12 protein-coding genes are annotated in these 12546 nt (G+C 60.7%); 5 read left to right on the plus strand and 7 right to left on the minus strand.

Annotated features, from left to right (window positions below; genetic code table 11):
- Window positions 1–2: 2 nt before the first annotated feature.
- The 5 genes from ACXX81_RS02580 to ptaA all read left to right on the plus strand — a co-directional run bounded on the left by ACXX81_RS02580 (window position 3) and on the right by ptaA (window position 3852).
- Window positions 3–626 (plus strand): cytochrome o ubiquinol oxidase subunit III, encoded by a 624-nt coding sequence (locus ACXX81_RS02580; RefSeq protein ID WP_003238390.1) that lies wholly within the window; start codon window positions 3–5, stop codon window positions 624–626.
- Entirely contained in the window at window positions 626–961 is a 336-nt protein-coding gene (cyoD, locus tag ACXX81_RS02585; RefSeq protein WP_003176003.1) for a cytochrome o ubiquinol oxidase subunit IV, read from the plus strand. Before ACXX81_RS02580 ends, cyoD begins: the two co-directional genes overlap by 1 nt.
- 11 nt (window positions 962–972) lie before the next feature.
- A complete protein-coding gene (gene cyoE / locus ACXX81_RS02590) occupies window positions 973–1860 on the plus strand; it encodes a heme o synthase (protein ID WP_209984671.1) in 888 nt (295 codons plus the stop codon).
- 116 nt (window positions 1861–1976) lie between these two features.
- Window positions 1977–2672, plus strand: coding sequence for a 7-cyano-7-deazaguanine synthase QueC (gene queC / locus ACXX81_RS02595; protein ID WP_209984669.1), 696 nt, complete (start codon window positions 1977–1979; stop codon window positions 2670–2672).
- A gap of 85 nt (window positions 2673–2757) precedes the next feature.
- Window positions 2758–3852 carry a pyoverdine biosynthesis transaminase PtaA gene (gene ptaA / locus ACXX81_RS02600; protein ID WP_458571157.1) on the plus strand — a complete coding sequence of 365 codons (1095 nt, stop codon included), beginning with the start codon at window positions 2758–2760 and terminating at the stop codon, window positions 3850–3852.
- A 51-nt stretch (window positions 3853–3903) separates the two neighbouring features.
- On the opposite strand, the gene ACXX81_RS02605 is transcribed toward ptaA, so the two are convergent.
- From ACXX81_RS02605 to ACXX81_RS02635, 7 genes are all read right to left on the minus strand, one after another.
- The gene (locus ACXX81_RS02605; RefSeq protein ID WP_458571158.1) at window positions 3904–4608 is read right to left on the minus strand and encodes a hypothetical protein; all 705 of its coding nucleotides are present in this window, start codon (window positions 4606–4608) and stop codon (window positions 3904–3906) included.
- Between the two features lie 86 nt (window positions 4609–4694).
- Window positions 4695–5948 carry a 2-aminoadipate transaminase gene (locus ACXX81_RS02610; protein ID WP_458571159.1) on the minus strand — a complete coding sequence of 418 codons (1254 nt, stop codon included), beginning with the start codon at window positions 5946–5948 and terminating at the stop codon, window positions 4695–4697.
- 103 nt (window positions 5949–6051) lie between these two features.
- Window positions 6052–7065, minus strand: a complete 1014-nt coding sequence (locus ACXX81_RS02615) for a sensor domain-containing diguanylate cyclase (RefSeq protein ID WP_458571160.1) — start codon at window positions 7063–7065, stop codon at window positions 6052–6054.
- A gap of 194 nt (window positions 7066–7259) precedes the next feature.
- The gene (locus ACXX81_RS02620) at window positions 7260–9161 is read right to left on the minus strand and encodes an alkaline phosphatase D family protein (RefSeq protein ID WP_458571161.1); all 1902 of its coding nucleotides are present in this window, start codon (window positions 9159–9161) and stop codon (window positions 7260–7262) included.
- A gap of 103 nt (window positions 9162–9264) precedes the next feature.
- The gene (locus tag ACXX81_RS02625; protein ID WP_458571162.1) at window positions 9265–9444 is read right to left on the minus strand and encodes a hypothetical protein; all 180 of its coding nucleotides are present in this window, start codon (window positions 9442–9444) and stop codon (window positions 9265–9267) included.
- Between the two features lie 139 nt (window positions 9445–9583).
- Window positions 9584–11812, minus strand: a complete 2229-nt coding sequence (locus ACXX81_RS02630) for an ATP-binding protein (RefSeq protein WP_458571163.1) — start codon at window positions 11810–11812, stop codon at window positions 9584–9586.
- Window positions 11809–12423 carry a biliverdin-producing heme oxygenase gene (locus tag ACXX81_RS02635; protein ID WP_209984633.1) on the minus strand — a complete coding sequence of 205 codons (615 nt, stop codon included), beginning with the start codon at window positions 12421–12423 and terminating at the stop codon, window positions 11809–11811. The genes ACXX81_RS02630 and ACXX81_RS02635 overlap by 4 nt, the downstream gene beginning before the upstream one ends.
- Window positions 12424–12546: the final 123 nt, after the last annotated feature.

The raw sequence follows: 12546 nt of genomic DNA on the forward strand, positions 1-12546 counted from the left end.
CCATGTCGAACTTAGCGACCAATGCTGGACACGCCCATGTCGATGACCATGGGCACCACGACCACCACGACACCGGCCCGATAACCGTCTTCGGTTTCTGGCTCTACCTGATGACCGACTGCATTTTGTTTGCGTCGATCTTCGCGGTGTACGCGGTACTGGTAAACAACGTAGCGGGTGGCCCGTCGGGCCACGACATCTTCGAACTGCCTTACGTACTCGGCGAAACCGCCTTGCTGTTGTTCAGTTCGATCACCTACGGCTTCGCCATGCTGGCCTTCTACAAAGGCAACAAGAAAGGCGTGCTGAGCTGGCTGGCCCTGACCTTCCTGTTCGGCCTGGGCTTCATCGGCATGGAGATCAACGAGTTCCACCTGCTGATCTCCGAAGGCTACGGCCCGCACCGTTCCGGTTTCCTGTCCGCGTTCTTCACGCTGGTAGGCACCCACGGTCTGCACGTATCGGCCGGCCTGCTGTGGATGGCGGTGATGATGTATCAGGTCAATAAACACGGCCTGACCAACACCAACAAGACCCGCCTGAGCTGCCTGAGCCTGTTCTGGCACTTCCTGGACGTGGTCTGGATCTGCGTATTCACCGTCGTCTACTTGATGGGGACTCTGTAATGGCTAATGCACACTCCCATGACAGCCATGATGCGAGCCACGGCAGCGTAAAGTCTTACGCTATCGGCTTCATCCTGTCGGTCATCCTGACCCTGATTCCGTTCGGCCTGGTGATGTACCCAACCTTGCCGAAGTCGATCACCCTGATGATCGTGCTGGCATTCGCCGTGATCCAGGTGCTGGTGCACCTGGTGTACTTCCTGCACCTGGACCGCTCCGAAGCCCAGCGCGAGAACGTGATCGCGTTCGTGTTCGCAGGTCTTGTGATCGTTCTGCTGGTTGGTCTGTCGCTGTGGATCATGTTCAGCATCCACACCTACATGATGGCGAAGTGAGGTAAGACCCGATGTCGCTTAAGCACTTTATCCAAATCACCAAACCGGGGATCATTTTCGGTAACGTGCTTTCTGTGGCAGGCGGCTTCTTCCTGGCCTCCAAGGGGCATGTCGATCTGGCCATCTTCCTGGCGGCAATGATCGGCACTTCCCTTGTTGTGGCGTCCGGTTGCGTGTTCAACAACTGCATCGACCGTGACATCGACATCAAGATGGAGCGCACCAAGAATCGTGTGCTGGTGCAGGGGCTTATTTCCCTGAAACTGGCGCTGATCTTCGCGACCGTCCTGGGTATTGCCGGTGTGGTGTTGTTGTACAAGGTGGCCAACCCGTTGGCGGCGCTGTTTGCCGTGATCGGTTTTGTCATCTACGTCGGCCTCTACAGCCTGTACCTCAAGCGCAAGTCGGTTCACGGCACGCTGGTGGGCAGTCTGTCGGGGGCGATGCCGCCGGTGATTGGTTATGTGGCTGTGACCAATAGCTTCGACATGGCCGCGCTGGTGCTGCTGGTGATGTTCAGCCTGTGGCAGATGCCGCATTCCTATGCCATCGCGATTTTCCGCTTCAATGACTACCTGGCTGCGTCGATCCCGGTTCTGCCGGTCAAGCGTGGCATCCAGGTGGCCAAGAAACACATCCTGCTCTACATCCTGGCCTTCCTTGTGGCGACCTTGATGTTGACCTTCAGTGGCTATGCCGGCATGAGCTACCTCGCCGTTGCCGCCGCCATGGGCATGTACTGGCTGTACATGGCCTGGACCGGCTACAAGGCGGTGGATGACACCGTCTGGGCGCGCAAGCTGTTCGTGTTCTCGATTTTCACCATCACCGCGCTCAGCGTGATGATGTCTCTGGATTTCCAGGCACCCAAAGAGCTGTTGCTGACTTACGCTCACTGAGTCATCGAGCACCGGCTCTTTAGCCAAAATCAGCCCCGCCCTCGAAAGAAGCGCGGGGCTTTTTATTGAGCCACCCTTAAACTCTTCACCACTTCCAAGCAGGCAGGAACAAAAGCATGAGTAAAACAGCCGTTCTGGTCTTCAGTGGCGGGCAGGACTCGACGACCTGTCTGATCCAGGCCCTGGCGCGTTACGAACAGGTGCACTGCATTACCTTCGATTACGGCCAGCGCCATGTCGCCGAAATCGAAGTGGCCCAGCGATTGGCCAAACAGCTGGGCGCCACCGTGCACAAGGTGATGGATGTGTCGTTGCTCAATGAGCTGGCCATCAGCAGCCTGACCCGCGACAACATTCCCGTGCCCACCGAGAGTTCAGGCGATGGTTTGCCGAGTACCTTCGTGCCGGGGCGCAATATCCTGTTCCTGACATTGGCGTCGATCTACGCCTACCAGGTAAAGGCCGAAACCGTGATCACCGGCGTGTGCGAAACCGACTTCTCGGGCTATCCCGATTGCCGGGACGAATTCGTCAAGGCGCTGAACAAGGCGCTTGCGCTGGGCATGGATTACACACTGCGCCTGGACACCCCGTTGATGTGGCTGAACAAGGCCGAGACCTGGGCACTGGCCGATGACCTGGGCCAACTGGAGCTGGTGCGCCAGCAAACCCTGACCTGCTACAACGGCGTGATCGGCGACGGCTGCGGCAATTGCATCGCCTGCGAGCTGCGTGCGCGTGGCCTGAATGACTACCTGCAGAACAAGACGGCGGTCATGGGCAGCCTGAAGCACAAGTTGCAGTCGAGCTGAACCGCGGTTAAATCCACTGGCCGGCTTCTCGTCATACTTCCTTACACAGTGAGCATTCAGCACTCGCCTACAAGGAGTAGACACCATGGTCAGCGTCAGTCGTCGTTCCCTTCTCGCCTTTGGCGCCGCGTTGCCGGTGCTGGGGCACCTGAACTGGGCGCACGCCAGCCCCGCGCCGAAAACGTCTGACACCGTGCGGCTCAACTACAACGAAAGCCCCTACGGCCCCGCAGGTACCGCCCGCGATGCGATGCAGCGCGGGATTACAGCGGCGGGGCGTTATCCCTACCCGCACATGTACGCGCTGGCCGCGTTGTTCGCCCAGCAGCAGGGCATCGCCGAAGAACGGGTGGCGGTGTTTGCCGGCTCCATGGCCGCCCTGCGCTATGCCGTCCTGGCATTTACCAGCGCCACCCGTGGCCTGGTGATGGCCACGCCGTCGTACGAAGTCCCGTACCAGTCTGCGCAGGCGTGGCGTGCTCCCGTGCATGAGGTGAGCCTGAACGCTGACCACGCTCATGACCTACCCGCCATGCTTGCCGCCGACCCACAGGCGGGCATGCTGTACCTGTGCAATCCCAACAACCCCACCGGCACCCTCACGCCTACCGAGGCGATCCGCCATGCGCTGGCGAACAAACCCAAGGGCAGCGTGCTGGTGGTGGACGAGGCCTACATCGATTTCTGCGACGCTCCCAGTTGTGTGGGGTGGGTGAACGACCACGACGACCTGCTGGTGCTGCGTACTTTCTCGAAAATCTACGGCATGGCTGGCGCGCGGGTGGGCTTGGCGATCGGGCATCCGGCGCTGCTGGAACGGCTGGCGGTGTTCGGCGGCGATAACGTTCCGGCGGGCGCAAGCCTGCTGGGCGCGCAGGCCAGTCTGGAAGACATCAAACTGCTGCCGCAGCGCAAGGCCCTCAATGCCCGGGCGCGGGATGAGACCATCGCCTGGCTGAGGGCGCGCGGGTTCACCTGCACGGCGTCGCAGAGCAACTGTTTCATGGTCGACGTGAAGCAACCGGCGCAGCAGGTGGTTGAACGGCTGGCAGCCCATCACGTGCTGGTTGGGCGGGTGTGGAGCAACTGGCCGCAGTGGATGCGCGTGACGGTGGGCAACAGGCAGGAGATGGCGCGTTTTCGCGAGGTATTCGCAGCGCAGGTCAAACGGATCAGTTGAGACACCACAGTCTCAATATGGCAAGCTCGCCACAACAGCTCCCGCGCATAGTTACTGCTGGGCGATGCTGTAACCGGCGAACGCCGTCTGCTGCTGCAGCGCGGTGATCACGCTCTTGCGGTTCAGCGGCTGTTCGGCGCCTGAGTTGTCCACAAAGCTCTCGACTTCCAGTTCGGCCTCATCGCCTTCACCCACGAAGCTGAACCCCAGGAACTCGAATGCCTGACGGTCGACATTGAGCCTGGAGCGCGGCGTGCGCAGCGGCAGGGTGACGCTGACGCCATCCTTGCTGATCACGAACACTTCAGCGTCTTTTTTGCTACGCGCGGCCTTGCTCTTGCCGGCGCTCGGGTTGCTGATGGCCTGGTGCGACTGATTCAACACCTTGAGGGCCAGGCCGTACACCAGTTCCTGAAACTCGGGGTCGTCCTTGAAACTGGACAAAATGCGGCTGATCGAGAACTTGCTGCTCAGGTCTTCCAGGGCGAGGTTGTCGGCCGCTTCAGCGTCCTTGAGTTGCTTGAGCCGGCCCATCAGGTCATAGGCCTTGTCATCGTCGAAGGCGTCGTGAGCCTGGCGGATGGCCACGCGCAACTCGCGGATCTGGTCGCTTTCCTTTGAGGTGTGAAACGCGTCCAGCACCATCTCGCTGATGATCTTGGCCGCTGGCACATGCTGTGAAAGATTGATGGCGTTTTCGTATTCAGCCTTGGCGTGCAAGGTGGCTACGGATTCTTCGAGGTGGGAATCAGGCATTGAAATTTCACTACTTCAGTAAACGGAGACAAAAAAGCGTCGGGCATTTTCAGGGGGGAGGGGGGTGAGGTCAAGGCGGATGCGTGCTACTCGTCCAGTTGCGCAAGACACGCTTGCAGAATATCCAGGCCCTCCTCCAGCACCGCAGGCTCGATGGTCAGCGGTGCCAGCAAGCGGATGATGTGCCGCGACTTGCCACTGGGCATCAGCAGCAAGCCGGCGTCTCGCGCCAAGCCCAGCAACTGGGTCAGTTGCCTGGAGGCAGGGGTGCCGTCGGCATTCGTCAGCTCGATGCCGCGCATGGCGCCGACGCCGGTAAGGCGCCCCAGGCAGGGCGACAGGTGCTGGGCCCGCCAGGTTTCATAACGGCTGACGATCGCGGCCGCCTGCTGCGCTCCCCAGCGCTGCAAATGGTCATCCGTCATCACGTCGAGGGTGGCCAGGGCCGCTGCGCAGGCGATGGGGTTGCCCGAATAAGTGCCACCCAGGCCGCCTTTGGGCAGGTTGTCCATCAGCGCCTTGCGGCCCACCACTGCACCGAGCGGCACGCCGCCGGCAATGCTTTTGCCGAGCAGAATGAGGTCCGGTTCGATACCCAGGCGTGAGAAGGCAAAGCGCTGCCCGGTACGGCCGAAACCGGACTGGATTTCATCGGCGATCAGCAGGATGTTTTTGGCGTCGCAGAAACGGCGAAGTGCCTGGGCGAACTCGATATCCAGGGCCAGGAAGCCGCCCTCGCCCTGCACCGGCTCAATGATGAAGCAGGCGACATCGTTGACGTCGATTTCCACGCTGAACAGGCGGTCCATCGCCTTCAGCGCTTCGGCGCAGGTCACGCTGTTATCGGCACTCGGGTAGGGCAGGTGATACACCGGACCGGGCAGTACGCCGACCTTTTGCTTGTAGGGCGCGACCTTGCCGTTGAGGTTGAGGGTAGCCAGGGTGCGGCCGTGGAACGCGCCGTCGAAGGCGATCACAGCGGTACGGCCGGTGGCGCCCCGTACGATCTTCAAGGCATTTTCGGCCGCTTCCGCGCCGCTGTTGGTGAGCATGCCGCTGACCGGATAGCTCACCGGGATAAATGCGGTCAGGCGCTCCATCAGTTCGATATAGGGTGTATGCGGCGCGGCGTTGAAGGCGTAGTGGGTCAGCCGGGTGGCCTGCTCGCGTATCGCCTCGACCACGGCGGGGTGGCAGTGGCCAAGGTTGAGCACACCGATGCCACCGACAAAATCGATATAGCGTTTGCCGGCCGTGTCCCAGACTTCGGCGTTTTTACCGTGGCTGAGGCTGATGGGATGAACGATGGAAATCGACTGGCTGATCGGATCGTGGCTCATGAATCCTGGACTCGGCGGTGGCGGGCGTCTTTTTATCTAAGCTGCCCGCGTGCCCTTGCCGCAAACGAAATAAAGTCGCCGGGTCATTAATAAAAGTCGCGATCTACTCAGAAACCCTGTTCTTGCCCGCCGCTTTGGCCCGGTACAACGCCTGATCGGCGCGCCTCATCAACGCGGCTGCGGACTCACCCGGATGACGTTGCGCCACACCCAGGCTCAAGGTCACGCGAACGTCGTGCAAGATGGGCAATTGCGCGATGTGCTTACGAATATGTTCGGCCGCCCGTTTTGCCGCGTCCAGTGTGGTTTTGGGCAGCACCACCATGAACTCATCGCCGCCCCAGCGGGCCGGCAGGTCGCCAGTGCGCATGCACGCGTTCAGGCCCTCGACCACTATCATCAGGGTCTCGTCGCCCATGCTGTGGCCGTGCTGGTCATTGATCAATTTGAATTCATCAATGTCCATGGCTACCAGTGTCAGCGGCAGGCGAAAACGCTCGGCACGCTCGCATTCTTCCAGCAGGACTTTCTCCAAACGGTAGCGGTTGGCGATGTGCGTCAGGGCATCCTGTTCGGCGAGGATGCGGTTCTCGTCCAGTTGCAGCTGCAGTTGTTGATTGACCCGCGACAGTTCACGGGTGCGTTCGGCTACCAGCGCTTCAAGAGACTGGTTGCGCTTTTGCAGTTGTTCAATGGAGTGTTTGCGCGAATGAATATCGCGGTGTGCGCCGACCATGCGCCTTACCGAGCCGTCGGGGTTGCGCGCAATCACATAGCCCCGGTCTTCGATCCACAGATAGCTGCCGTCTTTTTTTCGACAGCGATATTCGGCCTGATAATGGGGCGCGCGCTGGTTGATGTAATCATCGAAAACAACCATCACAAGGGGGTAATCATCCGGATGGATGACGTTCTCCCAGGTAAACACGTTGTTTTCCAGCGAGTGGCGGGGGTAGCCGAGCATCTCGTACCAGCCGGGGTTGCGGTAGACGTAACCGGTGTCGGCGTTCCAATCCCAGATCCCGTCGCTGACCAACTCCATGACCGCATGCAGCATGTCGGCGTTGAGGTCGGAAAAGTCATTGGCCAACGGGTTATTGCCGGATGTATCGTCCATCTGCGCGCTTCCCTGCATGTGCTGGCCCCCAGGCCAGGGTGTATTGGCGCCGATACTCCGTGGCAGATTTCACTCTACAGGGGGGGCTGTGGGGTTTGAATAGGAAGAGTGTGCTGCTTTAGTTTGATGGCGATTGGCTACTTATTTGGTCTGGATGCGCCTCTACTCGGTCGGAGTCGCGCGCACCCTGGCGCCTATAACGGTGGCTCCACCATCCTCGTCCGAGGCTTTCCATCCGCGTTGTGCTGGTAGATCGCCTCAGGCTGGCCCTGGGCATTGAAAAACACCTGGCCGATGCCCGCCGAGTTCCACAGCCGTTCCCCGGCTTCGGCATGTTCCGGGATGTGCGGTACCACCTGCATGGTGCGCCGACGCGTGAACCAGTTGAGTGGGGAACGTGGTGAGTAGAGCCAGCGGTTGAGGCGGTCGAACCACTCCAGCAAACGCGGGGGAAACTGGTTCTTGATGCCGCTGCTGGTGATCTGCCAGAGCCTGGGGCCGCCGTTGCGGTGGCGAATCAGCACCTGGTAGACAAACGAATAGTGCACGTCACCGGAGAGAATCACGTAGTTACCCGGCGTGCGGGAGTGGCGGAAAATATTGAGGATCACCTGGGCCGCGCCGCGATGGGCCATCCAGTTTTCAGCGTCCACCAGCAGCGGGTAGCCGCACCAGCTGAAGACCTTCTGCACCGTCTCGATCAGCTTGACGCCGAACACTGGCGCGGGAGAGACGATAATCGCCGAGGGGTGGTCCAGCAGCGCCTGTTGCAGTTCGCACAAGGCTTCCCAGTCCAGCAGGCCGGAGGGTTGTTTGAGCGTGAATTCGCTGCGCCAGCGCCGCGTTCGGGTGTCGAGCACCACCAGGGCGGGAGACGTGGGCAACACGTAATGCCATTGCTGGAATTTCAGCAGCGCTTGCAGCAGGTCATCTTGCGCAGCGGCCTGCAGATGGTTGTTGTGCGGCTGGGCGGTGAGTGCCTGGGTTTGTTTCAACAGATCGCCAAACACATCCGGCTGGTTACCCCAGCCCTGGCACAGCAGGTAGGCCAGCAGGGCATTGCCGATGATGCGTTTGGAGAAAGGATGGCCATAGGCGGTTTCTTCCCATTGCGCGCTGAGGTTCCAGTCATCGGTGATGTCGTGGTCGTCGAAGATCATCAGCGTCGAGAGGTGAGCCAGGACCCTCGCGGCGCCGGGCAGGCCGTCGCAGAAGCGCTCAATCTGCACCTGCTCCCCGGCATACCGCCGTTGTTCCTCCGCGCTCAATTGCGGCGCATGTGGGCTGATCAGTGTCCAGGGCGTGGGCGACCAGACCAACAGGTACATCGCGACCACTTCGGCAAAGGTCACGAGGTGATTGTCTGCGGTGCTGCTGGTGAAAATCGGCTTTTTCACGCCGCCGAAAAACCGTTCGCGCAAGGTCTCGTTGCTGTCCAGTGCGGGCAGCAGATCGGCCCGGTGGTAATAGCTGGCGCGATGCCCGTAAAGGCTCGCGCTGTCATCCACCACGGCGCCTTCCAGGTATTCGTCGAACAACTCCAAACGCGCGATCAGCGCATGAATCGCCCGCAGCATCGGCCCGGCCACGTCGTCGGCGTAGATCTGGTCACCGCTCATCATCAGCAAGGCCGGGCGTTGTGCCGGTGTGTGTGCCTCGGCCAGCAAACGGTCGATGCACAGCAAGCCTTCGTCGGCACTGTGGTGCGGTTTGCGGCAGGAGCCATGCACCAACTGATGGATGCGGCTGTGTAATACGAAGGTCGGCAAATGGGCATCGGCATACAGCAAATGCGTGGCCCACTCGGCAATACCGGTGCCGTCGGTCAACAGGTCATAGCCAATCGCGACGTCCTGGGGCAGAGGGTTGCTGAGCGCTACGTCAACCAGGTGAATAAAGGCGTGGCGCCCCACCGGGATGACTTGGCAATGCGTCGCGTCGAGCGGGATGTCCAGTGTTTCGTCCTGAGGTAATTGCAACCTGAGGGTCAATTGCACGGCACGACTTGTCACCAACCAGATGTTCAGGCGCTGCGGTTCCAGGCGCCGCAGCAGCGGGCCGGCAAGCACGGCGGGCAGTGTGTCGGGTTGAGGCATGAAGAGGGCAGCTCACACAAGATAGAACTGGAAAGCGTAGCGCAGAGGATGTCAGTGTTTTGTTAACGGAGCGCAACGCGGGGCGCCGCGCCCCTGGCCAAGATCAGATCAGCCGGCCTTGCCCAAGAGAATCCAGGGACGAGTCGTTGTCCTGCTGCTGCGTGTTTTGCCTCGGTGCGTCGCCGTTGATAGGGGCGGTTTTTTCTACAGGCTTGGTGGCGTTCTGAATCGTTTGTAGGGCGTTGTTGAGGTTATAGGTGTGAAAGCTGTTACCGATAATCATGGAAGACCCCTTGCTCAAATGGACGATTGCTTCTCGCATCCCTGCTTTTGGGTGCGCACTGAGTCAGTGGCAGTGGCCGGGTTGAGCGTTCCCGGCCATGGGTGTCCGAATGTTTTGCAGGCCTGTGCCTGAGGGCGTTTCAGTTCGGTTTTGGTACCGTAAACCTGAACTCACTGCCGCGGCCCACTTCGCTTTGCGCCTCTATCCGCCCGCCGTGGGCCTGGACAATACCTTGGGTGATGTACAGCCCAAGCCCGCTGCCGCTGGGGTTGTTTTCGGTCTGGGTCCAGTAGCGATCAAACACATGCGGCAACTGTTCAGGCGCAATACCTTCACCGGAGTCGCGCACTGAAAACACGATCTCCTCGCCATTGCTCATGGCGCTGATGCCGATATTGCCCTGGCGCGGGGTGAACTTGATGGCGTTGCCGATCAGGTTCGACAGCACCTGGAACAGGCGCTCCGGGTCGCCGTTGATCTGCAGGCCGGGCTCGGCATTGAACGACAAGTCGATGCCTTTCTCCATCGCTAACGGTGCGAGCAGGGAATAGGCCTCTTCGAACATCTGGCTGACGTCCAGTGCAACCGGTTTGACCACGTAACGCCCGGCCTCGATTTTTGAGGTGTCGAGCAAGTCTTCCAGCAACACATTCATGCGCGCGGCCGCCTGTTGCATGGTGTCGATAGCCGAAGAAATCCGCCGCGAAGTGTGCGGGCCCTCGGAGCTGAAGGCCTTTTGCATCATGCCGCAGAGCATCGAGATGACGGTCATCGGGTTGCGCAGGTCGTGGGACACCACCGCCACCAGCTCGTCACGCGCACGCACGGCCTGTTGCTCGCGCAGTACCTGGCGGGCCAGGTCGTTTTCCAGCGCGGAGCGGCGCAGGTCGTTGGCGGCGAACAGGTCGCCGTGGCTCCATTTGGTAGAGATGCCGGCCATCTCCACTTTCCAGATTTCAAACGAGGTGCGTGGGCGAAGGCGCATGCCGGCATCGGAGCTTTCCAGGTTGAGTGGTTTGCTCGGGTCGCCGCTCCAACTGATGTTTTCCTTCACCTCCGGGCGGAACCACAGCACGCCGTTGTCCACAGGCTTGGGCAGGCTCATGGCGAGCACGCCGCTGGCCACTTGCTGGAAGTCGGCCGCCGGCGGGTACAGCGCCGCCAGGTTGTGGCTGGCGAACACCGGCTCGCCGTTCTGTTGCAACCAGCGGTGCAGCGCACGGATCTGCGCCGGCTCCGGGCAGTTGCCGTAACGGTGCAGTTGCTTGTCTTCGATGATCGCCACGCCGCCGGACAAGGTCAGGTCCATCAGCAACTGGCCGCGTTGGGCGAGGCCATCGAACACATTATTTTCCGAAGATTTCATCGCCTGATCCAGCAAGGCCAGGGCGTCGACTTTTTCTTCGCGTTGGCGGCTCAGGTCCAGGGCTTCCATGGCGCTGATCTGCAACGACAGCACCTGACCGATGGTCTGGCAGGCGCTACGCAACGCGTGCGGCACCAACAGCGGCTCACGGTTGCCGCAACTGATCAGGCCCCAGAGCGTGTCGCCCTTCATCAGCGAAATGCTCATGGACGACAGCACGCCCATGTTCTGCATGTACTGGCAGTGAATCGGCGACACGCTGCGCAGGGTGGCGAAGCTCAGGTCCAGCGGCTGGTCGATGTCCGGGCGCAGTCTGGGCAGCAGTGGCACCGGTTCGTAGGCTGCATTGGGGATGATTCGCAGCCAGTTGGTGCGGTACAGCTCGCGGGCTTGCTCGGGGATGTCGGACGCGGGGAAGAACAGCCCGTTGAACAGCTCCATGGACAGCGCGGACGCTTCGGCGATTACCTGGCCGTGGCCTTCCTCTTCAAAACGGTAGATCAGCACGCGGTCGTAACCGGTCATGGCCTGGATTTCGGTCACGCTGATTTCGTACAGCGCCTGCAGGGTTTTCGCCGATTGCAGGCGTTGCAGCATCTTGCCCAGGTTACTGGTGCGACCATTGAGCGCCCGTGGTTTGAAATCCTCGAGCAGCGGTTCGAATTCCAGCACCAGCACGCGCTGATGGCGATGCAGCAAGCCTTCGAACTGCGCACCATTGAGGCAGACATGCAGGGGCGGCGCGTCGAAAAAAGTATTATGCGCGGCCATGCTGTGCACCGCCTCGGCATGCTCGGCGCCGATCAGCGTGTGCAGCGGCTGACCGAGCAGTGACTCGGGCGTATGGCCGAACAGGGTGTCCACGTTGGCACTGACCTGGATGATGTTCAGGTCGGGCTCCGACAGCGTCAGCAGCACGCCGTGGGGCTGAATCGCCCCGGGAAAGCGAATGGGCTCGTCGGCACAGTTGGCAAGCAGCTCTTCGAAATCTTCGGTTTTCATAGCAGTACCTCCTGGCGGTCGAGCCATTGCTCAAAGCCGCTGAATGTTGAACGGGCAGCGATCACGGCGCGTTGTTTGTCAGCCGCGTCCAGTGTCTGCCGGTCCAGGTAATCAAGAAATGCTTTCCAGCGCCGTCCGGTCTCGGCGCCATAGACATCAAGAAATGCGCCACCGTTGTCGGCATCCACGCCCAGGCGTTGAGCCATCTCCCGACGTAATACCTGGCCGCCGAGGGTCGCGCCTTCCAGCACATACAGGGCACCGAGGCAGGCTTCGGGGGTGTCGAAAGTCGGGAGGTCGGTCCAGCGGGGCAGGGCGCTGATGGCGGCGTCGTTAAGGCCGAGGGCGTGAAGGTCACTGACCAATGTCGACGTTTTCTCACGCAACGATGTGTCAAAACCTTCGGGGATCAAGCCGCTGTCGTACAGCGCTGCTTCAATCGGCGCATAAAAGCCGAAGTACGCCTGCAGCAGACGTCGATACCACTGGGCATCCAGGCGCTCGGAAAAAAACGGCATACGCTTTTCCAGTGCGACGTGCAGCAGGCCAGTCCCCGTGCGCAGCGCTTCCAGCAGAGGTGGCGCACCAACGTCAGGGGCCTGTGATTGCATTCAGTAAGCTCGAACTGTGGGCCTGTCGGCCATGAATGACGCGTGAAAATGGGCGACGATTCTACACAACTCATTGCCGTTAGCCGTGCGCACAAGGCGAAAAGCCTGACAGGCGGATCAGAA

Source organism: Pseudomonas sp. GNP013 (genome assembly GCF_054343995.1).